The sequence below is a fragment of the Neobacillus niacini NBRC 15566 genome, assembly GCF_001591505.1.
Classification (GTDB): domain Bacteria; phylum Bacillota; class Bacilli; order Bacillales; family Cytobacillaceae; genus Neobacillus; species Neobacillus niacini.
On the sequence record NZ_BCVA01000025.1, the window covers coordinates 1 to 23416 of the forward strand.

21 protein-coding genes are annotated in these 23416 nt (G+C 38.4%); 19 read left to right on the forward strand and 2 right to left on the reverse strand.

The window, feature by feature from the left end:
* Positions 1 to 264: 264 nt before the first annotated feature.
* Together BANA01_RS17325 and BANA01_RS17330 are read left to right on the forward strand one after the other, a co-directional pair.
* Positions 265 to 810 (forward strand): outer spore coat protein CotE, encoded by a 546-nt coding sequence (locus BANA01_RS17325; protein ID WP_034676730.1) that lies wholly within the window; start codon positions 265 to 267, stop codon positions 808 to 810.
* Between the two features lie 115 nt (positions 811 to 925).
* Positions 926 to 1126: a hypothetical protein gene (locus BANA01_RS17330; protein WP_034676699.1), complete on the forward strand. Its 201-nt coding sequence runs from the start codon at positions 926 to 928 to the stop codon at positions 1124 to 1126.
* A 24-nt stretch (positions 1127 to 1150) separates the two neighbouring features.
* On the opposite strand, the gene BANA01_RS17335 is transcribed toward BANA01_RS17330, so the two are convergent.
* A complete protein-coding gene (locus BANA01_RS17335) occupies positions 1151 to 1726 on the reverse strand; it encodes a GNAT family N-acetyltransferase (protein ID WP_034676697.1) in 576 nt (191 codons plus the stop codon).
* A 125-nt stretch (positions 1727 to 1851) separates the two neighbouring features.
* On the opposite strand from BANA01_RS17335, the gene BANA01_RS17340 reads away from it, so the two are divergent.
* Entirely contained in the window at positions 1852 to 2502 is a 651-nt protein-coding gene (locus BANA01_RS17340; protein ID WP_034674461.1) for a protein kinase family protein, read from the forward strand.
* A 26-nt stretch (positions 2503 to 2528) separates the two neighbouring features.
* Here the strand turns inward: BANA01_RS17340 and serC are convergent, their stop codons facing one another.
* Positions 2529 to 3626, reverse strand: coding sequence for a 3-phosphoserine/phosphohydroxythreonine transaminase (gene serC / locus BANA01_RS17345; protein WP_034674459.1), 1098 nt, complete (start codon positions 3624 to 3626; stop codon positions 2529 to 2531).
* Positions 3627 to 4138: 512 nt separating this feature from the next.
* Here serC and BANA01_RS17350 point away from each other — a divergent pair.
* From BANA01_RS17350 to BANA01_RS17425, 16 genes are all read left to right on the forward strand, one after another.
* The gene (locus BANA01_RS17350) at positions 4139 to 5329 is read left to right on the forward strand and encodes an MFS transporter (protein ID WP_034674457.1); all 1191 of its coding nucleotides are present in this window, start codon (positions 4139 to 4141) and stop codon (positions 5327 to 5329) included.
* Between the two features lie 172 nt (positions 5330 to 5501).
* Positions 5502 to 7793 carry an arylsulfatase gene (locus BANA01_RS17355; protein ID WP_034674456.1) on the forward strand — a complete coding sequence of 764 codons (2292 nt, stop codon included), beginning with the start codon at positions 5502 to 5504 and terminating at the stop codon, positions 7791 to 7793.
* Positions 7794 to 7879: 86 nt separating this feature from the next.
* Positions 7880 to 9136, forward strand: a complete 1257-nt coding sequence (locus BANA01_RS17360; protein WP_034674453.1) for an anaerobic sulfatase maturase — start codon at positions 7880 to 7882, stop codon at positions 9134 to 9136.
* A 211-nt stretch (positions 9137 to 9347) separates the two neighbouring features.
* Complete coding sequence (locus BANA01_RS17365) at positions 9348 to 10196, forward strand: alpha/beta fold hydrolase (RefSeq protein ID WP_034674451.1); 849 nt, start codon at positions 9348 to 9350, stop codon at positions 10194 to 10196.
* Between the two features lie 113 nt (positions 10197 to 10309).
* Entirely contained in the window at positions 10310 to 10969 is a 660-nt protein-coding gene (locus BANA01_RS17370) for a GntR family transcriptional regulator (protein ID WP_034674449.1), read from the forward strand.
* A gap of 34 nt (positions 10970 to 11003) precedes the next feature.
* Positions 11004 to 12197 carry an acyl-CoA dehydrogenase family protein gene (locus BANA01_RS17375; RefSeq protein WP_034674447.1) on the forward strand — a complete coding sequence of 398 codons (1194 nt, stop codon included), beginning with the start codon at positions 11004 to 11006 and terminating at the stop codon, positions 12195 to 12197.
* A 64-nt stretch (positions 12198 to 12261) separates the two neighbouring features.
* Positions 12262 to 13215 carry a VOC family protein gene (locus BANA01_RS17380; protein ID WP_034674446.1) on the forward strand — a complete coding sequence of 318 codons (954 nt, stop codon included), beginning with the start codon at positions 12262 to 12264 and terminating at the stop codon, positions 13213 to 13215.
* A 42-nt stretch (positions 13216 to 13257) separates the two neighbouring features.
* A complete protein-coding gene (locus BANA01_RS17385) occupies positions 13258 to 13737 on the forward strand; it encodes a flavin reductase family protein (RefSeq protein WP_034674445.1) in 480 nt (159 codons plus the stop codon).
* Positions 13738 to 13959: 222 nt separating this feature from the next.
* On the forward strand, positions 13960 to 14736 hold the full coding sequence (locus BANA01_RS17390; RefSeq protein ID WP_034674443.1) for a 2-keto-4-pentenoate hydratase: 777 nt from the start codon (positions 13960 to 13962) through the stop codon (positions 14734 to 14736).
* Between the two features lie 122 nt (positions 14737 to 14858).
* A complete protein-coding gene (locus BANA01_RS17395; RefSeq protein WP_063254120.1) occupies positions 14859 to 16715 on the forward strand; it encodes a V4R domain-containing protein in 1857 nt (618 codons plus the stop codon).
* Positions 16716 to 16877: 162 nt separating this feature from the next.
* Positions 16878 to 17717 (forward strand): alpha/beta fold hydrolase, encoded by an 840-nt coding sequence (locus tag BANA01_RS17400; RefSeq protein WP_063254121.1) that lies wholly within the window; start codon positions 16878 to 16880, stop codon positions 17715 to 17717.
* 21 nt (positions 17718 to 17738) lie between these two features.
* Positions 17739 to 18692, forward strand: a complete 954-nt coding sequence (locus BANA01_RS17405) for a VOC family protein (RefSeq protein ID WP_063254122.1) — start codon at positions 17739 to 17741, stop codon at positions 18690 to 18692.
* 75 nt (positions 18693 to 18767) lie between these two features.
* Positions 18768 to 20267, forward strand: coding sequence for an FAD-dependent tricarballylate dehydrogenase TcuA (tcuA, locus tag BANA01_RS17410; protein WP_157411822.1), 1500 nt, complete (start codon positions 18768 to 18770; stop codon positions 20265 to 20267).
* A gap of 188 nt (positions 20268 to 20455) precedes the next feature.
* Entirely contained in the window at positions 20456 to 21652 is a 1197-nt protein-coding gene (locus tag BANA01_RS17415; RefSeq protein WP_063254124.1) for an acyl-CoA dehydrogenase family protein, read from the forward strand.
* A 50-nt stretch (positions 21653 to 21702) separates the two neighbouring features.
* A complete protein-coding gene (locus tag BANA01_RS17420; protein ID WP_063254125.1) occupies positions 21703 to 22539 on the forward strand; it encodes an FAD synthetase family protein in 837 nt (278 codons plus the stop codon).
* The gene (locus BANA01_RS17425) at positions 22536 to 23408 is read left to right on the forward strand and encodes an isocitrate lyase/PEP mutase family protein (RefSeq protein ID WP_063254126.1); all 873 of its coding nucleotides are present in this window, start codon (positions 22536 to 22538) and stop codon (positions 23406 to 23408) included. The genes BANA01_RS17420 and BANA01_RS17425 overlap by 4 nt, the downstream gene beginning before the upstream one ends.
* Positions 23409 to 23416 lie beyond the last annotated feature (8 nt).

The window sequence follows — 23416 nt, forward strand, 5'->3', positions numbered from 1 at the left end:
AACAGGCAAAGACCGCCTGTCCCTGCGGTGATTATTCAAAGAAGCTTTCCTTAGTGGAGCGCAAATCAACAGCCTTATTTAACACAGCCTACAGAAAAATGCCTCTTTACGTAAAGTACATGCCCAAAAAGGAACCTACCTCAAACTCCCGCATAAAATGAACTATGACTAAACTTTTAACCAGTATTCGCAGAAATATATCGCACACTAGTCTAATATCTTGCATAGGATGAAATGAAAATGAATGAGGAGGGTTCGCGCGAAATGGGAGAATACAGAGAGATAATTACGAAGGCCGTAGTAGCGAAAGGGCGTAAATTCACCCAGTCCAATCATACGATTAGCCCGGCACATAGTCCAACAAGCATTCTTGGATGTTGGATTATCAACCATAAATACAACGCGAAAAAAGTCGGCAAAACTGTAGAAATACACGGCTCGTATGACATTAATGCTTGGTATTCATTTAATGACAATACCAGAACAGAAGTAGTAACTGAAAAGGTTCAGTATACGGATGTTATTAAGTTACGATACCGTGACCATGATTGCTTGGACGACAATGAAATTTGTGCTCGCGTTCTGCAGCAGCCAAATTGTTGTGAAGCCGTTATTTCCCCAAATGGCAATCGAATCATTGTTCATGTTGAAAGGGAATTCCTGGTAGAAGTCATTGGCGAAACAAAAGTATGTGTCGCCATTAATCCAAAGGGATGCCATGATGATGACGATGAATGGGGAATGGATGTTGACGACGAAGAATTCGAGGACTTAAATCCAGATTTCTTACTCGGCGTCGAAGAAGAATAAACATACTAGGAAGTCTCTACTTCCTAGTTTTTTCTTTTTTATTATTTTATAATAAAGAAAGAGTGTATGATAAAAAAGAAAAATCAGCAACCTATTTTTAGGAGGTGTCACAGATATGGAACCTAGACAACCTGGAAATAACAAACTGCCTGATTTCGATCAATTAAACGACAGAATGATTGCTGAGCAGCCATCCGAACCACATTTAATTATTAAGACAAACCTTGACCCGCAGGATTCCACTGAGAATAACCCTTATTATAAGGGGAAGGAATCCAATAACCCCAAAGCGTTTAGAGATTACTTTGAAGAATAAAAGCCAGGATTACCTGGCGTTTTTTTATTTAGCATGAGTACCTAAAGACTCAGCTGCAGGCAGTTCCCATTCCCGCTTAAGCAAAGAAAACATACTGGTGGTATGATAAGAGTTGTTTTGAAATAAGTAATCACGCAGGACCCCTTCTTTTTTAAAACCTAACTTTTGAAGGAGATTACTAGAAGCCTCGTTTTCTAGGTAAACAACTGCACCTATACGGTTCAATTTCAACTCTTGATAGCTATATCGTAATACCTCTTTTATAGCTTCAGAAGTGTAGCCTTTTCTCCAAAAGGATGGATGTATCTCATAGCCAATTTCAGCTTTTTTATTTTTTAGCTGTAATCCATTTAGACCTAATGTACCGATAAATTTGTTATTTTCCTTCAGGACTATTCCCCAGCGCATTGCCCGTTTTTCATAAAAATTTTTCTGGAACACCTCTATTATCTTTCTTGCTTCTTCAATTGAGGTGAATCGATCAGTACCGTAATATCTGGTTACCTCATCTAATGATAAAATTTCAAATATGCTTAAAGTATGTATAGGAGTAATCTCAATGAGTTTTAATCGATCAGTTTCTAACGTTGGGAATAACACAAGAACACCTCACTATTAATAAGTAATAACATGAAATAAAAATTAAGAATATATTTTCTATTCTAAGTGTATATGAGATGTATACTTGAAGGAAAGAATTATTTAGTTTGTTTTGAGGTGTACAAATGAAAATAGAGAAATATACAAAATTAATTGGAAATGAATTATTACCCAATATCCAATTATCAACTGAAGGTCCGTTTGAACCAATTATTGTAAAAAATTTTTCGAATACGTGGAAAACTATTGGAAGTGGAAATTATGCAGGTGTCTTTTTGCATCGGTCAAATCCGAAATGGGTGGTAAAGGTGTATGGAAGAAAACCTGAGGAATTAAAAAAGGAAGTGGAAGTGTATAAAAAACTAGGGAATCATCCATCCTTTTCCTCGTTAATTGACTATGGGGATAATTATTTGATTTTAAAAAGGATAGATGGTGTAAATCTGTTCGATGCAGTGATAAAAGGACTACGTATTCCAGAGTCCGTTATCCACGATGTAGATGAGGGGATTGCGTATGCAAGGTCGGTTGGATTAAATCCTTTTGATGTACACGGAAAAAATGTCGTGATGAGCAATGGGAGAGGGTATATAGTCGATGTTTCAGATTTTTATAAGCAGGGTAAATGCCGAAAGTGGGATGACCTAAAAAAGGCATATTACAAATTTTATCTACCTTTTATTTATAAATATAATATTCCGATTCCTTTCTTTATCGTTAACAATGTCAGAAGAGGATATCGTTTGTTTAGAAAAATGAAAAAGGGAAGTATATAAAATTAATACCTCCCTTTTTGTGTTACTTATTGATTTGCATTTTGAAATTGAATCATGAACTCACTGAAAGCTTTACATGTTTCATATGGTACAGCGTTATAGGTAGAGGCTCTGCAGCCTCCAACAGAGCGGTGACCATTTACACCGATAAATCCTGCATTCTTTGCTTCAGCTAAGAATTTCTTCTCTAATTCTTCATCCTTCACTCGGAAAGTAATATTCATAAGTGAGCGGCTTTCGACTTCGGCATGACCAATATAAAATTCATTGCTTTGATCGATTGCGTCATAAATGAGTTTTGCTTTTTCCTCGTTTCGTTTGGTTAGTTCTTTAATTCCACCTGTTTCTTTTATCCAGTTCAAAACTTCGCCTAGCATATAAATGCCGAATGTAGGCGGTGTGTTATATAAAGAATTGTTTTTTGAATGGGTGCTATACTTTAGCATAGTCGGAATGTTAGGATTCGCTTTTTCAAGCAGATCCTTGCGAATGATTGCTACTGTAACACCAGAAGGACCAAGATTTTTTTGGGCTCCGGCATAAATTAATGAAAATTTGCTAACATCAAAAGGCTTGGATAAGATATCACTGGACATATCCGCAATCAATGGTACATCACCCGTATCAGGAAAGTCCTTCCATTGTGTCCCGTATATTGTATTATTTGATGTGAGATGAATGTATGCATCTGTCGGATTGTATTTCAATTCGTCAAATTGAGGGACACGGCTATATTGTCCTTCCTTTGTAGAAGCCACATGATAAGCATCTCCAAAAAGTTTAGCTTCAGAATATGCTTTTTCAGACCATGACCCGGACATGATATATCCTGCTTTTTCTCCTGGTTTCAAAAAGTTCATTGGAACCATTGAAAATTGAAGACTTCCTCCTCCTTGCAAAAAAAGGACCTCGTAATTTTCCGGAATAGATAACAATTCTTTTAGAAGTGCAATGGCGTTGTTATGTACTTCTTCATAGACAGCACTACGATGGCTGAGCTCCATGACTGACATGCCCGTACCACGAAAATTGATAAGTTCCTGTTGAGCTTTCTCAAGAACTGCTAACGGAAGGGCAGATGGACCTGCATTAAAGTTATAGGCGCGCTGGACTAGTGTATTCATATTTTCACTCCCATTTTTCATTTATTAGAATATAACATATTTTCTTACATTATAAATCAAATAAATTTAGTGAAGACGTTTACATTTAAAAAAACTCAAAATAAATAAAATTCAAGTGCTTTCACTAATAAAAAATATAAATAGAGTTCATACATTCACAAAGATTCAAGAAAAAAATTAGCTAATAAATAGTAGAAATTGAGTGTTCTTTTTTAAATTAACAGAGAAATTGTGTAGATAATTGTTCGGAAAATATAAAATATTATGAATACATTGACAAGTATTTTGTACGACTGTAGAATTACAGTTAGCAAAAGGAAGTGCATTTTTTACGTTTTTTTCCGGTAAGAGCGTGAAAAAAAGTAATGTAAAATTTTAGTTTGTGTAAAACTGAAATTTTAGCTGTCGTTGCTTGCAGGCCACAAGCAGGGCAGAAGAATTTTTATCTTTTATTAAATGAAAACGATTACAAAAAGTCTTTTGCGAACTGAAAAACAAAAGGGGGATAAAAAATGGCAAAAAATATCAGTAGAAATATGCTTAAGTTTTTGGTCGTCATTCTAGCTTTCCAAGATGTTGCAGCTGGAGTGGCAGGATCGATTATGGCCGACATTATTAAGGCATTTCCAGATTATGATCCCACCATTGTCATGTTGGTAGCTACTTTCCCGGGTCTCATACAAATCGTACCGGCGTTATTTTATGGAAAACTAACCAAAGTATTTAAAAAGAAAACATTGCTATTTATCGGATTGACTTTATTTATTATAGGTGGAACACTCCCGACTTTTATTGATAACCTTCCATTGATAATTGCGATGAGAGGACTTTTAGGGTTAGGTGTAGGGATAACAATGCCGTTATCGATAGATGTAATTACAGATTTCTTTGACGGCAGGGAAAGAGATTTCTTGATTGGTTTTGGAACCTCTACGATTGCATGTATTGGAGCGATTTTCTTCCAATTAGGCGGAGGGATTTTAGCAGATTCTTTTGGCTGGCAATATGGATTCCTTACTTACCTTTTCCCGATATGGATACTGGCTTTGACTATTGTTTATCTTCCCGAACCTGAGAAGAAACAGGTATCAGAAGCGACTGGCTCAAAGGCTAAGGTCAAGCTTCCTAAGGCAATCTATTGGGTCTGCTTGGGACAGGTGCTTTTTTCTGCATTAATTTTTGGTTATGTAACAAACATTTCTGTTGTTATCCAAGGTGATCAATTAGGTACTGCAACGGAGGCTGGTTTGGCAATCTCCATATTTACTTTTGGGACACTGCTGGCAGGGTTTGTTTTTGGAAAGGTAAAACATGCACTTCCAAACTTCTACCTTCCAGTCGGAGTTTTTGTGACGGGGTTAGGAATGGTCATTTGTTATTTTTCTCCAACTTTAACAATGATTTTTATCGGCAGTATCATCGGTGGTGCTGGTATGGGAATTGGACTTCCTGGGGTATTTGCTAGAGTATCTGAGCTTACTCCAGCAGGTGCGCCGCCTCAAGTAGGGTTAGTTGTAGTGGGTCAAGGCTTAGGTGGTATAATGGGTCCATTTGCATTCCAAGTCATTCAAAATATCTTTAACCAAGATATTGGCCGTTTCCCAATAGCAATTAGTTCTGTTGGATTAATTCTTTTAGCTCTAATTTGGGCGGTAGCCGTTATGAAACCGAAAAAGGATTTAGAGGTTACCTTAAATTCATAAGTTCCTTAAAAATTAAAGACACCCCATTCTTTTAGGTAGTGAATAACTGCATTCACTGCAAAATTAGAAAGGGGTGTCTCCTATTTTAAAGGAGAAATAAGAAGGCGAGGCTTTGTTGATACAGTGTGAATATATAGAAATTGATATTTGATTGGAAAAGGAGAATGATAGTGTGGATAATCGATTAAAAGTATTGAATAAATCACCATTTCAGAAGTTTACCGTATTTGCATCTGCCTTAACGTTATTATCAGGTTGTTCGTATAAAAACTTTATGGAGCAGGAAGTAAAAGCAGAAACGAATAAGACAAAGGTACAGAAGGAAAATGGGAAGCATAAGGAAGGAGAAGACTCCTCGAAGCCAAATATCGTGTACATTGTTTTGGATGATTCAGGATTTTCCGACCTGGGAAGTTATGGTTCAGAGATCCAAACACCAAATCTAGATTGGTTGGCGGAGAATGGGCTGCGCTACAACAATTCTCATGTAACTCCAGTTTGTTCACCAACCCGTGCTGCATTGCTAACGGGGCGCAATCCTCATGATATAGGAATGTCAACTGTAGCTAATTTTGATATGGGTCCAGAGTATCCAAACAAACGAGGACGAATCTATCCAGAGGCGGGCACGATAGCCGAGGTACTTAAAGAAGAAGGCTACAGTAGCTATACATTAGGGAAATGGCACTTAGCGCCATCCCATCAGGTAACTCCTGCCGGTCCATATGAAAATTGGCCGCTTGGTAAAGGCTTTGACAGATTTTACGGAATACTGGAAGACTCCAGTGATCAATATAAACCAGAACTTGTTCAAGATAATAGTTTTATTGATGTACCGGAAAAGGAAAACTATCATTTCTCAGAAGATATCGTTGACAAGGCTAATCAGTATGTTACCGATCATGCATCTGTAAACCCAGAAAAGCCTTTTTTCTTGAATTTAGCGTTTGGTGCCCAGCATCAACCGGTTCAGGTGCCGGAGGAATACATTGAAAAATATGAAGGCGTATATGATGGAGGCTGGGATAAAATCCGGGAACAAAGGTTTAAGAAGCAAAAAGATCTAGGAATTATTCCAGATTCTGCAGTGCTTGCACCACTAAATCCAGGAGTGAAACCATGGGATCAACTTACAGAAGTCGAGAAAGAAACGTTCACGCGTTTCCAGGAAACTTATGCGGGATTTTTAACGCATACAGATGAGCAAATTGGAAGATTTATCAATCACCTGCGTTCTGTTGGGGAGTTAGATAATACAATGATTGTTTTCTTGTCCGATAACGGGGCAAGTGCAATGGGGAAGGCTACAGGTTCAATCAATCATACAATGGCCTATAACGATATGCCAGAAACACTCGACGATATTGTCGAGAATATAGATCATTTTGGAACGGATAAGGCAAAAGTAGAATTTCCAGCTGGCTTGGCTCAGGTAAGTAACACTCCTTTTAAATTATATAAATCAACGATGTATGAAGCGGGCACTAAAACACCGCTGATTGTATATTACCCTAAAGGTATTAAGGACAAACGGGAAATCCGAGATCAGTATGTCCACGTGAGTGACATCACCCCAACTGTTTATGACATAGCCGGAATTGAAATGCCGCAAGAAATAAAGGGAGTTAAACAAATACAGCTTCAAGGTGAGAGTTTCGCTGAAACATTTAAAGACACAGGCGCACCAGGTAGGGAAACCCAATATTTCGAAAATAATGGACAGCGCGCCATTTACCATGACGGCTGGAAAGCAATCGCACGTCATACAAAAGGACAGCCATACGAAAGTGATGTATGGGAACTTTATCATCTAGCTAAAGACCCTACTGAAACAAATAATCTTGCGGCAAAAGAGGAAAAAAGGTTAAAAGAACTCCAAAAGTTATGGGATAAGGAAGCAAAGAAATATGATGTTATCCCGATGACTGACATAATGGGAGACGGATTTTTAGTTATACCTAGTGATTCTAATCGTAATCGTACCACCTTTACTTTCTATCCCGGCATGTCACTGCTGCCTGAAGGTGCTGCACCATTTATCATAAACCGGCCATATTCGATAACAGTTCCAATTAACCGGGAAAGCACTACTGAAGAAGGGGTACTAGTGGCATTAGGAAACTATGAGAGCGGTTATACCCTTTATATTAAAGATAACAAACTAGTTTATGAGTACAACATAGGAACAAAGGTTTATCGGATTGAAATGGATGCTCCTATTGGGCAATCCACCATTAAATATGAGTTTAACCCTACCGAACTTCATAAAGGAATAGGTAGTCTTTATGTTAACGGAGAGAAAACAGGGGAGGTAATGATTGATCAAACTCATAAATTTAAAATCAGTTTTGAAGGATTGGACATAGGAAGAGATACACATTATCCTGTGAGTCCGGCATACGAAAATGAAGGTAATTTTGAGTTTTCAGGAGACCTCGAAAAAGTAGTTTACGAACTAAAATAAAAGGAAAATGTTCCAAGCAAAGTAAAAAGCCAGTAACCGATCATCTGTGTTACTGGCATTTATTATAAAGAAACGAGGGAAGAAAAATGGAGCAAACGAAAACACAAACAAAAGGCTATCATATTCTAGCAAAACCATCTGGACCTATTTGTAACCTGGATTGCGAATACTGCTTTTATACAGAAAAAGAAGCTCTCTTTACAGGAAAAAGTAAGTTCAGAATGTCTGAGGAGACGCTGGAGGAGTTTATTAGTCAATACATAAAATCTCAAGTTGTTGATGAAATACCATTTGTATGGCAGGGTGGAGAACCAACCTTATTGGGCCTTGATTTTTACAAGCGGGTCATTGAATTGCAAAAAAAATATGGGGCAGGAAAACGAATCACCAATTCACTGCAAACAAACGGAACGCTGTTAACAGAAGAATGGTGCCAGTTTTTGGCCAAACATAAATTTCTTGTAGGATTAAGTTTGGATGGACCTGAATCCATTCATGACCGATATAGGGTTGATCGTGGTGGGAAACCGACTTTTCATAAGGTGCGTAATGCACTTCATTTATTAAAAAAATACAAGGTTTCGTTTAATGTATTGGTTTGTGTAACCAACCATTCTTCTAGGTATCCGCTAGAAATTTATAACTTTTTTAAGAAGGAGGGGGTAGAATACATACAGTTTATCCCAATAGTAGAGAGAATGCCAGATACTGAAGCATTAAAGCTTGGGCTCCGTCATGCCACACCACCTTCAGTAAAGCAGGAAGAAGCCCAGAAAGCCGTTTCTTCCTGGACAGTAGAATCAGAAAAATATGGTGACTTTCTTATTGCCATTTTCGAAGAATGGGTAAAAAAAGATGTTGGTAAAATTCATGTAATGAACTTTGAGCATGCGCTTACGGCTTGGCTGGGACTTCCAGCTACAACATGTTTTTTTGCGGAAACGTGTGGGAGGGCAGGAATTGTTGAACATAATGGTGATGTGTATTCCTGTGATCACTTTATGTATCCTGAATACAAGCTAGGGAATATCTTTGATGACATGTTTAGTGAGATGATTGATTCAAATAAGCAGCAGGCATTTGGTGAAAATAAAAAATCCTCACTACCGAAGTACTGTCAAAGCTGTGAGGTTCGTTTTGCTTGTAATGGAGAATGTCCAAAACAACGTTTCCTATTAACTCCGGATGGGGAACCAGGGTTAAACTATTTGTGTGCGGGTTACAAAAAGTATTTCCATCATATTCACAGATACATGAAAGTAATGGTTCAACTAATTGAAAATGGTTTACCAGCCTCAGAAGTGATGGAAATTATTAAAAGACCTCTTATTGTTAAAAGGTGATAGTTTATTTATAAACAGTGAAAAACTACAGATAAATTTGAATTAAATAAATTTTTAGAATTAATTGACAGAATAGTGCGAAGTAGGTAAAATTATAGTTAGTTAATGAAAGCGCTTTTTTATAGGATTTATACTACTATCATGATGGAAATCATAAGTACTAAAATTTTAGTGAAAGAATCAATCATTTAATAAAGTGGAGGTAAAAAGAATGGCTGAAGTAATATCACGAAGGATCCAAACTGGAAACTATCAAACTTTTATTAATGAAGGTGGAGATCCTAGGTCATCTGAGACAATCATTTTTTTACACGGCAGCGGACCTGGGGCAAGCGGACAGTCGAATTGGAGAGAAATTCTACCTCGTTTTCAAGAGAATTTCCACGTAGTGGCACCAGATATCTATGGCTTTGGTAATACGGAACATCCTGAAGAATATCCTCAAAATGGAGCGGAATGGATGCAGATTCGGGTAAATCAAGTACTATCATTAATGGACGCTTTAGAAGTTAAAAAAGCCCATTTGGTTGGAAATTCCTTGGGCGGTGTTATTGCACTTCACCTTCTTATGTACGCTCCCGAAAGATTTGGCCGTATCGTATTGATGGGGGCAGGAGGCGGCTTGAAAGAACCTACACCAGAACTTGCTAAGTTAGCAAACTTCCATAAAGATCCAAATCCTGTCGCATTTAAAAATCTATTAAGCTGGTTCTTATACGATAAGAGTATTTTAGAGGATAAACTGGAAAATATTGTTGCAGAACGTTTAGAGTTGTTCTTAAGACCGGATGTACGCAAATCTTACGAGGAAAATTTCACGAAATCACATTTGTCCGACATGCTTGTTCCTCCTTCCGCACTTAAACAAATGGATCATGAAATGTTACTCATTCATGGACACCAAGACCGATTCGTACCACTTGAAAGTAGCCTTTACGTTATGGAGTATCTTCCAAATGCACAGTTACATATCTTCAAACGTTGTGGGCATTGGGCACAGGTGGAACAAAAGGAAAGGTTTATCAAACTAACTTCAGATTTTTTCAACGGTGAAATATAGAAATAATAGTAGATCATTAAAGTTCATACGAATACACCGTTGATACCTAGACTACTAGAGTAATTACTAATATTATAGGGGTAACAATAAATGAGAATTGAAGGTGTATGAAGATGAAAATAGATCAGGCTTATCGCTATATTAAGAGACAAATTATTGATGGAATTTGGATACCTGATACAGCGATTAATGTGAATGAAGTTTCAGAGCATTTAAATATGAGCCGGACACCGATACACAAGGCTTTGACAAAACTTGCAGAAGAAGGATTTTTGTCAATCATTCCCCAAGTAGGTGTTTTTGTAAAGAGACCTGAGATGGAAGAAGTCATGGAGCGATTATTGGTCTGTGCAAACCTGGATGCCTTAATGACAGAGCATGCGATAAAAAATTTAACTGATGATGAACTCTCTCAAATGTATTCGATTTTGACTAAGATGGATAATCTAGAAATCTCCGAAGAAGAGTATTCTCTTCTCAACATTGAGTTTCACCGAATCATTTATCAAGCAGCTAAGTTGCCCTATACGTTTACTTTAGCAAATCAGTTATGGGATTACTTGAATTATGTTGGAAATCCATCAATGTTATTTACATCAGAACGAAGAAAACAATCACAGGCGGAGCACTGGATGATTTACTTTAGCTTAAAAGAGCGGGACGCTAAACTAGCGAAAAAGCTAATGGAAAAACATTTAACACGTATTGCGGAAAGCGTCAGCGAGAAATATCAGAATATGGGTATAGCTCAGGAAGTGGTTAACGAAGTTTAAAAGGTACGACAACCATATTACGGGAGGTTTTCATATGAACCAAAGCGTGTTGGAAACGAAAAATGTATTAGTCGACAGAGCAAGGGCTCTAATTCCTAAACTGCGTGAGTTTAGCCAAGATATTGATAGTAAAAGTAGAATTCCAGAAGAAATCGTTAATGATTTGAAAAATGAGGGACTTTTAAAGGTACTAAGACCTCATATGTTTGGCGGCTATCAGACAAATATGAGAGCGTTCACAGAGGTCGTAACAGAGATTTCCCGTGGTAACGGTTCAGCCGGCTGGTTCGTTTGCCTTAGCAATATACGTGACTATATGATTTCCTATACATTTGGAGAAAAAGCATTAAATGAGATTTATTCTACAGGAAAAGATGTTGTATTAGCAGGTAACTTTAAACCTATTAAATGTAATATCAAAAAGGTCGAAGGCGGATATTTTGTTGAAGAAGCCCAGTGGCCATTTGTTTCAGGAAGTCCACATGCCGATTGGTGCTACTTTGGATTCCCATTAGTGGATGAAAATGGCGGAATGGAAATGGCTATCATGGTTGTACCGCGCGAGGAAATTGAGATTATTGACGACTGGAATGTTATGGGATTAAAGGGTTCCGGCAGCAATAGCTGTAGAATTCAAAATGTTTTCGTTCCAGAACACCGTGTATCGTTAGATCGCTTAGCAAGCAAAGGTCATTATCTAATTGAACCGCTGAAAGACGTTTCTTTATATAGATCTTCTTTTGTGCCATCTCTTACTTTATCAATTGTAGGACCGGCATTAGGGCTTGCGCAGGCAGCTATGGACCTTTATATGGAAAGACTTCCGAAGGCTGGAATCGGTAACACCTTTTATCATAAACAAAATGAAGCACCAATAACACATCACCAAGTGGCACAAGCACAATTGAAAATTGATACTGCTGAAATGTTCTTATACCGTGCTGTTGATAAAATTGATAGCTATGCAGAACGCGGTGAGGTAATGGATACCGCAGAAATAGTAAAAGTAAAGGCGGATTTTGGGTACGTAAATCAATTGTGTAAGGAAGCAATCGACCTTCTAGTTGCTGGAGTTGGTTCTATGTTTACCTACCATAGCAATCCTTTACAATTAGTCTATCGTGATTTTTTTGCCATGCATTTACATGGATTCATTACGCCATCAAGTTTAATAGAAACATATGGAAGAGTCCTTTGCGGCCAAGAACCGAATACTTATTTTGTCTAACTTAAATGAAAAGGCTTTCTGTTTTCTGAAGATTCAAATATAAAATTAATTGGAGGAAAAAAACATGAGTTTACCAGAAATCGCAAAGTTAGGACATGTAGCTTTAGTCTCATCTGACCTTGAAAAATCACTATGGTTCTTTAAAGAATTAATAGGATTAGAAGAAACAGAAGAAGTAAATGGCACGCATTATTTACGCGCATGGGGAGACTTTGAGCACCACACCTTATCCATAACAGCTGGGGAAAAGTCGTATGTTGATCATATCGCGTGGCGAGCAAAGCGTCCTGAAGATGTAGAGCAATTTGCTCATCTGCTCGAGGAGGCAGGCACAGAAGTAAGCTGGGTGGAGGCTGGAGTGGAAGCAGGGCAAGGAAGAGCCATTCGTTTTAAATTGCCGAGTGAGCACCGTTTTGAAATTTATTATGACATGGAAAAAACACTAGCCGAGCCATCTAAACGTTCAGTGTTAAAGAACCAGACATATAAATCATGGGCAAAAGGCTGTTCTCCTCGAAGAATTGACCATGTTAATATTCTATCATCTTTGAAAGCCAACGTTATTTCAGATTATTTGATGGAGAAATTAGGATTTAAAATGAGAGAATGCGTTAAAGCTCCGGATGAATCATTAATTGGCGCATGGTTAAGCGTGACACCTTTGGTTCATGATATTGCGGTAAGCCATGATCCATTCTCGCCATCAACACATCAGATTCACCACTTGTCTTACTGGCTGGATAATGCTCAAGATTTGCTGCGCGCAGCGGACATTTTAACAGAACATGGACTTAAGTTTAAAGGTCCAGGTAAACATGGGATTTCACAAGCAATGTATATATACGTGGTCGATCCAGGAAGTGGAGTACGCGTAGAATTATTCACAAATGGCTATTTGATTTTTGAACCAGACTGGGAGCCAATTGTGTGGACTTTAGATGAGATGGATGTAGGCTTTACCTTCTGGGGTGATCAAACAGACACCTTACCTGAAAACAATCCGACCATTGAAGCTTAAGAGTATAGTAGATTAACTTTATAGAAGAGAGAGGTTAGTAAAATGGATGATCGTCAATTTCGAACCGCGATGGGGAAATTTGCAACAGGCGTAACTGTAATTGCTACTGATGTGGATGGAGATGTGCATGGTATGACAGCAAATGCCTTCATGTCTGTGTCACTTGACCCGAAATTAGTTGTAATCTCAATTGGTGAAAAAGCAAGAATTCTTGAGAAAATTAAACAAAGCAAAACGTTTTCTGTGAATATATTAGCAGCAAATCAACAAGAACTTTCGATGATTTTTGCGGGACAATTGAAAGAACACCGCGAAGTGGAATTTGACCGATTAGATGGGAAACCCGTACTAAACGGAGCAGTTGCACAAATTGCCTGTGAAGTATCTGCAGAACATCTTGAAGGCGATCACACGCTGTTCATTGGGAGAGTAACAGATATACATTTAGAAGATGCAGAACCACTCGTTTTTTATAGTGGAAAGTACCGTGCTTTATCAGAAGAAAAAGCTGTTTCGGTTTAATGAACACATGGCTGTGTTGAAGAAGACTGTTGATTTTAGAACCTGTTGATTGGAGCGAAAGGCGCTCGACTCCTGCGGGATGAACGAGCTGAGTGAGACCCCGCAGGTCGGAACGACCGAGGAGGCTCACGGGTGAGCCCGCGGAAAGCGTAGCACCTGTAGCGTAAATCAACAGCCCAGTCTAACACAGCTTTACACTCAATTGAAAAGGGGACAGCTGTAATGGATATTCAAAAAGCGGCGACTGCTTTAATGGAAGCAGAAGATGAGAAAAAACCGATTGCCCCATTCACATCCTCAACCGAAGTAATTTCAGTTGAGGATGCATATAACATCCAGCTATACCAAATCAAGCAAAAGGTAGAAAAAGGTGCAGCAATCGTTGGGAAAAAGATTGGGCTAACTAGTAAAGCCATGCAGGAAATGCTTAATGTTAGTGAACCGGACTATGGTCATCTTCTTGATAACATGATGTATAGAGATGGGGAAACCATAAGTCTTACTAAATATATTCAGCCAAGGATTGAATTTGAAATTGCATTTGTTTTAAAAAAGGACCTAAAAGGTCCAGGTGTGACAATGAATGATGTGGTTGAGGCTACGGATTATGTCGTTCCAGCCCTTGAAATTATTGATAGCCGCATAAAAGATTGGCAAATCAAATTTGAGGATACAGTTGCAGACAATGGGTCATCTGCTGGAGCCATTATTGGAAGTACAACGGCTAAACTAGATAAATTGGATTTAGCCTCGGTAAAAATGACAGTAACAAGAAATGGTGAATATTTGGACTCAGCAACAGGTGCCGCAGTAATGGGTCACCCAGCTCAAGCAGTGGCCTGGCTAGCCAATGCTCTTGGAAGCTACGGAATCTCTCTCCATGCAGGGGAAGTCATTCTTTCAGGAGCACTTTCAAAAGCAATACCAATTGAGGATGGAGATACCTTCACAGCTGAGTTTGACTATTTAGGAGCAGTAACCGCTACCTTCAAGAAATAAAACACGCTATAAAGATTAAGACTCCTTGTATGCAACATGTAAGGAGTCTTTATTTTAAACTTTGACATTTGTAAGAATCAGACCAGTTTAATTTTTAATCTTTAGAGGGAAAAGGTGAGTTTATGAAGGGTAATCTCGACAATTTACTGGAACCAAACTACATAGAAGAAGGAAATAAAAAAATTCTAACCACCGCTGGAGCCTTTGGACTATTACGTAAAGGAATTATTGAAAATTTAGGATTACAGCGGGCCAAGGGTTTTTTACTGCGTTATGGTTGGAGTTTGGGTGTCAGTGATGCGGAAGAAGCCATGTTAAAAAGTACCTCCATAGACTATCTTATTAAACAAGCCGCCGTACTCCATTTAAGTACAGGTCATATCGGAGATATCCAATCTGAAAGATTTATTGAATGGGTTGATTCAGAAAATATCAAAACAATAAGCGGAAAAGGAAAATGGATTCATTCATTCGAAGCCCAGGAGCACCTTAAACATCATGGGAAATCTGATATGCCTGTATGCCATATTTTAACGGGGTATGCAAGCGGCTATATGTCTACGATTTGTAAAAAGAGTTTGATTGTTAAGGAAATTAGTTGTGTGGCCAAAGGGGATCCCGAATGCTGCTTCGAAATGAAGCTCCAGGAGGATTGGGGACTGGAGATCGAGGAAGAACTCAAATTCTATCATGAAATCAATATTATTGAAGAATTAGAGTATACCTACGAGCAATTGTTAGAACAGCGAAATTATATCGATAAGGTTTCCAAATTCCATAAAAAATTAACGGAAAGTATTTCAAACGGAAGCAATTTGCAGGATATTGCCGATACCACTTTCGGATTATTAAAAATACCCATTTCAATCGAGGATTTAAGTTTCCAAAAGATTGTTTACGCAGGAATGGAAGAAGACGAATATAGCAGTTTGAGTAAAGAACTGAAAGAGAGCCTAATTCGAAAAAATAGAAAAAATAATAAACCACTTCCGCATTTTAAAGAAACAACAAGACTAAAAACAGAAAATCAAGAGCGGCTCATCACTCCGATTATTGTCCAAAAAAAAGTAATTGGTTATTGTACATTCCTTTATTTAAAAGAAACAGAGAAAAGCTCCGAAAATAATATTATGTTTATCGAGCGTGTAGCAAATGCAGCCTCTTTGTACCTTTTAAATGAGAAGACGAGCTTTGAAGCACTTGAAAAGATGAAAGGCTATTTTTTAGAACAAATCTTAAAGGGACAATATTCCTCTAGGGAAGAAATTATCAATCGCGGCCGTTATATGGGGGTAGACCTTGAAACCCCGTTTTATATTGCTGCAATTGACTATAAAGAAAATGGCAAGACGGCAAAAGATAGTAATGATTACTATGAACAAATTTTAGAATCGATCGCTAAGTATCTAGACATTCAGGGATATAAAGCATTAATTGGTCAATATGAAGGTAAGATTATTATGCTGATACCAGAGTCGTCAAACATACTGCTTAATATGGAAAAAATATTAAAACATATAGAAACGACCCATTCATTTTACAACTATAAAATTGGAATCAGTGATAAAGCTGAGGAAATTGAACAGGTTTTGGAGTATTTGGATGAATCACTAATTAGCCTAAGGATGTCAACCGAGAAGAAAATAATCCATTTTAAAGATTTGGGGATTGTTGGTATATTAATTAATTCAAAAAATGTCAGCGGTATCAAGAAAATTGCGAAACAAGAATTAGGTGCGCTTTATAAATTAGGAGAGGGCAAACAAAAGGAATTATTGAAAACACTTTATGTGTTTTTAGCAAATGGCGGAAAACTCCAACAAACGATGGATGATTTGTCATTGTCGATGAGTGGACTTATGTATCGGATTAACAAAATCGAAACACTTATAAATAAGGATTTACGAGACTCATCACAAAGCTACCAGTTACTTTTGATACTAGATTCGCTTTTAGCTTTGGGAGAACTAGAAATATAGAGTGAAAATCCAATAAAAACTTACTAAAAAATAATAATAAATTAAATAGTTATTATTCTAGATAAAGATGATGAAATTTTCTAAAATTTCAGTAAGGATAAAATGTAAGGGATTTCAATATGGTGGCATTCCTTATGAATAGTACGAGGAGGAGAATAAAAATTGACAAACATTACTCAACAATCGATTAAAAGTGCTAACTATGAAACCTACCTAAATCGTGCAGGTAAAGGCAATTCAGAAGTAATTTTATTTTTACATGGCTCAGGACCTGGTGTTACATCATTTGCGAATTGGCGCTATGCGTTAAATGCCTGCTGCGAATCGTATGACTGTCTTGCTCCGGATCTATTAGGTTTCGGAAACAGCAGCCATCCAGAGACATTACCAAAGAATAGACAGGAATGGATGGATTTATGGATTAATCAATTGATAGAGCTTTTAGATGAACTAGATGTTCAAAAGGCTCATTTAGTAGGTAATTCACTCGGATGCTCAATTGCGCTTGAGCTATTGTTAGAACATCCAGAGCGATTTGATAAAGTGGTTTTGATGGGACCAGGAGGAACACCAAATACCAAATTAAGCCCTGAGCTCGCTCGTGCTAAAGGGTTTTACAACAATCCATCACCAGAGAAATTACGTCAAATTATGAGTTGGTTTGTGTATGACGCTGAGGCTATGGCTCCTATTATTGACGCTGTGACAGATTATCGCTATGAAACAGCGATGAAACCAGAAGTCCAAATTTCCAATGATTCGATTTTCGCAACAGCCGCTGTCCCTGTACCTGTAACTGCACTTAGAAGAATTGAACATCCTGTACTGCTTGTCCATGGAAGAGATGATATGGTCTGCTCTGTGGAATCCAGCTATTACTATCTTGAACATATTCCGAATTCACAAATGCATGTATTCGGTAAATGTGGGCATTGGACACAAATTGAAAAGCAGGAGAGCTTTAATCATTTAATTCAAAACTATTTTTCTAATAAAATCTAATTATTTGAGGGGGAATAAAAGATGACTTTACCTGAAATTGCAAAGTTAGGGCATGTTGCACTCGTAACACCAGATCTAGAAAAATCGCTTTGGTTTTTCCGTGATGTGATCGGTTTAGAAGTGACAGAGGAAGTAAACGGTACCTATTATTTACGGGCATGGGGCGATTTCGAACACCACTCCCTTTCCTTAACAGCGGGGGATAAAGGTTATGTCGATCATATTGGCTGGAGAACCAAACGTCCGGAAGATGTTGAAGGTTTTGCTCAGCTGCTTCATAAAGCTGGTACGGAAGTAAAATGGATTGAAGCGGGTGAAGAAACAGGTCAAGGACGGGCCATTCGTTTTAAACTGCCAAGTCAGCATTCATTTGAAATTTATTATGATGTAGAAAAACCAAAAGCGGATGAAAAAAGCCGTTCAGTCCTGAAAAATCAAACATACAAGGCTTGGGCACGTGGCTGCTCTCCTAGAAGATTTGACCATGTAAATATTGCTACTTCCATGGATGTTCAAGAAATCCTTGATTACTTGGGTACACAATTAGGCTTTAAGCTGCGTGAATATGTTAGATACAACAATGAAAAAACTTTAGCCGGCTGGATGAGTGTAACGCCGCTCGTTCACGACATTGCTGTTATCTCAAGGCCGGAGGCAGAGACACCAAACCAGCTGCACCATATATCTTATTGGCTTGATAACGCACAAGACGTGCTGCGGGCAGCAGATATTTTAGCTGAAGAACGTATTAAGTTCATCGGTCCAGGTAAACATGGAGTTTCACAAGCACTATACTTATATGTGCTTGATCCCGGAAGCGGCTGCCGTGTTGAACTGTTTACAAATGGTTATTTAATTTTTGAACCGGACTGGGAACCAGTTGAATGGACAGAGGAAGATCATTCCATTGCGAATACCTATTGGGGTGAAACCGTCAGTGATAAAGAAATAAACAAACCAACAATAGAGGCTTAAATTAGAGAGCTGACTCAAATGCAATTGAGTCAGCTTTTTTCAAAGACATTTTCTTAAAAAGTGAGGCTGATAGTGATGAGTGAAAGCAAAATTTATGAAACAGATGTAGTTGTAGTTGGTGCAGGGAATGCAGCTATGTGCGCAGCAATCTCAGCTAAGGAAAATGGAGCGAATGTCTTGGTACTTGAAAAAGCACCAGAAGCTGAAAAGGGAGGAAACAGCACCTATACACATGGTTCCATTCGATTTGCTTACGATGGTATCGAGGATTTAAAGGAAATTATGCCAGATTTATCCCAAGAGGATATAGAGACTTCTGATTTTGGCGTCTATTCTGAGGAAGAATTTTATGAAGACATGTGCCGGGTCACCAATTACCGTACAGACCCGGAATTAGCTTCGATTTTAACAGGGAAAAGTTTTGAAACAATGAAATGGCTCACCGCCCATAAAGTCCGCTGGGTGCCTATATATGGTCGTCAAGCATTTAAGGTAGACGGTAAATTTAAGTTCTGGGGCGGAATGATTGTGGAATCGGTCGGCGGGGGTCCTGGATTAGTAGAAGCTTTGCATAAAGAAGCATCTTCATTAGGTGTTCAAATTCTATTCAATGCCATGGCAACGGAGTTGATCCATGATGACGAAGGCGTGCAGGGAGTGATTTTTAAGCATAATGGTAAAACAACAAAGGTATATGCTAAGTCCGTCATTTTAGCCTCTGGAGGTTTTCACGCAAATCCTGAAATGCGGACGCGTTATTTAGGACCGAAATGGGACTTAGCCCATGCAAGAGGGAGCCGTTTTAATACTGGAGAGGGAATACAAATGGCATTAAATATTGGCGCACTTGCTTGTGGTAATTGGTCGGGCTGTCATTCGGTCGGCGGCGACAGGTATCTTCCGGAATTTACAGAAGGCTTTCAAAAGCTAAGCTATCCTTTTGGAATTATGGTAAACGCAGAAGGAAAGCGCTTTGTGGATGAGGGTGCTGATTTCCGTAATTACACCTATGCAAAATATGGCAGGTTAATTCTTGAACAGCCGGGGCAATTTGCTTGGCAAATTTTCGATCAAAAAACAGCACGGCTTTTACGAGAAGAATACAAGGGCAGGCAAGTAACGAAAGTAAAAGCTAACACTTTAGAGGAATTAGCGGAAATACTTGAAGGTGTGGACGCTAAAGGCTTTTTACAAACGGTCAAAGAATACAATGCGTCGATTCGGAAGGATATCCCGTTTAATCCAAATATCAAGGACGGAAGGTGTACAGAAGGATTAGAAGTACGCAAATCCAATTGGGCAAACACATTGGAGGAAGGTCCGTTTGAAGCTTATGCGGTTACTTGCGGTATTACCTTTACCTTTGGAGGCTTGAAAATTAACCCAACGACAGAAGTTCAAGATGTGTTATCCAATTCTATTCCAGGTCTATATGCTGCAGGAGAGGTTGTAGGAGGTCTATTTTTCTTTAATTACCCTGGCGGTGCAGGTTTAATGGCTGGATCTGTTTTTGGAAAAATTGCAGGTGAAAATGCAGCGAAATTTATCAAAACGAAGGAAATTATTAATTCGTAAAAAATCTGTACTATTTATTAGTCTTGTGGACAAAACTTCAAATTTATAACTCAAAAACTAATAAAAATTATCTAAAAATGTTTAAAAGTTGAAAGGTTTTTACCCTTTAAAATGATTTTGTAATTTTCTAAAATTTAAGTAAGAACTTAAACGAATAAGTGAAATTAAGTTGAAAAGGAGAATTTACAATGACAAAAGTTGCCTTTAGTGACACCTATCTTGTAGATAAAGCAAAAGCGCTCGTTCCGAAGCTAAGAGATAGAGCAAAAGAGACGGAAGAAATACGACGGATTCCAGAAGCAACGATGAATGACTTAAAGGAAGCAGGACTTTTCAAGTTACTTCGCCCAAGAATATATGGCGGCTATCAAACGAGCATGAGAACCTATTCTGATTGTATTGTTGAAATCTCCCGCGGCTGTGCTTCGACAGGCTGGATTTTATCACTATGTGCGATTCGAGAACTTATGGTAGCGGAATCATTCACAGAAAAAACGCACCAAGAAATCTTCGGAGAAAATGAAGATAATGTCCTGTTTGCTGGAGTATATGAACCTAGAAAATGCATTGCTCGAAAAGTGGAAGGTGGCTATTTAATCGAAGAAGGTTTCTGGATGTTCTGCTCAGGATCGCTTCATGCCACTTGGGGATACTTCGGAATGGCGATCAGGGATGATGAAGGGAACCTAGTAGATCAAGCTTTGATGACACTTCCTTTTGAAGAAGTAGAGATTATGGATGACTGGCACGTCATGGGATTAAAAGGCACAGGCAGTAACAGTGTCAAAATGACCAACGTTTTTATTCCGGAACACCGAGTGGTTTCTTTTGCAGAAGTGTTAAACGGACAATTTAAATCAGATCATTTACGCGATATCCCACTTTACAATACAGCACTTTTTCCAGCCTTAGCATTGTCATTGGCATTACCAGGCTTAGGATTGGTTAAGGCAGCGTTAGAATTTTTCCAGCAAGTACTGCCTAATCGAAAAGCTGCTCATATTGGGGTAGAAAATTTAATTGATTCACCGACTCTCCATGCATTACTTTCGGACGCTGCTTTGAAAATTGATACCGCTTCCATGCATTATTACCGTGTGGCGGATGAGCTAGATGCATGGGCTGGCAGCGGTACATTCATGGATAAGCCAGCACGAGTGAAGGCATTAGCAGATATCGGTTATGCCAATCAAGTAAGCAAGGAAGCACTCGATATTTTAATTCTAGCCAGCGGTTCTGGTTATGTATATGAAGGTCACCCGCTGCAAAGAATTTTCTGTGATTTTTGGACGCTCTATTCACACAGAACGATTTCACCGTTAATCACCAAAGAAAATTATGGCCGAGTTTTAGCAGGCTTAGAATCAAATGCACTAAGATATTAGGATACTCCTAATCTATCAAAAAATTCTTAATCAAGAAGAAAGGAGACTGTATGGAAACGATTTATATTAACCATGATAATTTGGCAGATTGGCAGGGAAAAGCAAATGCATGTGTAATGGCCCTTGGTTTTTTTGATGGACTCCATTACGGACATCGAGAAGTAATAAAAACGGCTTTACGGATAGCGAAAGAAAAGGGCGTGCACCTTGCTGTTATGAGTTTCTTTCCACATCCAAAGTCTGTCTTGTCCAATGGGGAAAAACAAGTTGATTATTTAATCCCGCTTTCTGTTAAGGAGAAAATTCTTCGGGGGCTTGGTGTTGATACGTTTTATATTGTTGAATTCACTAAGGAATTTGCCGCTCTTTCACCTGAACAATATGTTAAAGATTATCTGGTTAATCTTGGGGTTATCCATGCAGTCGCCGGTTTTGATTTTACTTATGGTTCTAGGGGAATCGGAAATTTAGAGCGTTTGATGATTGATAGTGGTGGAATCATTGATGTGACAAAAGTGGAAAAAGTAGCATGCCGCGGTGAGAAAATAAGCTCTACCAGCATTCGTGAAAGATTAGCTACAGGCAATGTAGAGGAACTGCCAGATTTTCTTGGCTGCTGCTATGAAGTAGAAGGAATGTGGGATGGTCAAACATTCAAGCTGAATCCATACTATACACTTCCTGCCCCCGGAAAGTATGCGGTAAGCATTAATATCGGAAATTTATCAATACTTACAGAAGTGAATGTGGTAGAAAAATCTCTTAAACCTGTTACAGAGCTGCCGCTATATATGTTTGGGAGGCTATCGATTGTTTGGCATCAGCGTATTTCTGAGGAGGCTACCTTTTCTCGTCCTATTTTAAAAGTTGGAGGATTATCTCTATGAATAAATGTCAAGATTTTCAAAAACTGCTTCGTGAACCAGGTTCCTTTATTCTTCCTGGGGCCTATGATGCGATGTCAGCAAAGTTAATAGAAGAAACTGGCTTTAAGGCGATTTATGCTACGGGAGCTGGAATATCTAATGCACAGCTTGGCTGGGCTGACGTGGGACTTACCTCTCTTAAGGAAGTGGTTGATATCGTTGCCAGAATGGCCGATGTTACCAATGTTCCGATCGTAGTAGATGGAGATACTGGGTTCGGAAATGCTATCAATGTGATTCGGACGGTAAAAGAGTTTGAACGTGCGGGTGTCGCTGCCATTCAGATGGAGGATCAGGTATCACCAAAGAAATGCGGTCATTTTAACGGAAAAGATGTCATCTCGAAAGAAGAAATGGTAGGAAAAATTAAGGCTGCCTTAGATGCCAGAAAAGATGAAAATCTGGCAATAATGGCACGGACTGACGCAATTGCAACAAATGGCGTTGAAGACGCCATTGACAGGGCTTTTGCTTATTACGAAGCGGGTGCAGATATTATTTTTGTCGAAGCACCAAATACCTTTGAAGAATTACGGCAAATTACTAGTTCACTAAAAGGAATTCCACAGGTTATTAACTTAGTAGAGGGCGGCAAAACTCCACTCATTTCTTTAAAAGAAGCAGAAGAAATAGGTTTTAAAATCATGCTGTGTGCAAATACTGCACTTCGTTCCGCTATTAAAGGAATCACTGAATCTTTAAGAATTTTAAAAGAAGAAGGCTCTCAGGAAAATCTATTACCTTTAATTTGTACCTGGGAGCAAAGACAATCACTTTTCAAGCTAGATCAAATCAAAGAGTGGGAAAAGAAGTATTTATATAAAAATTAATCTAGGAG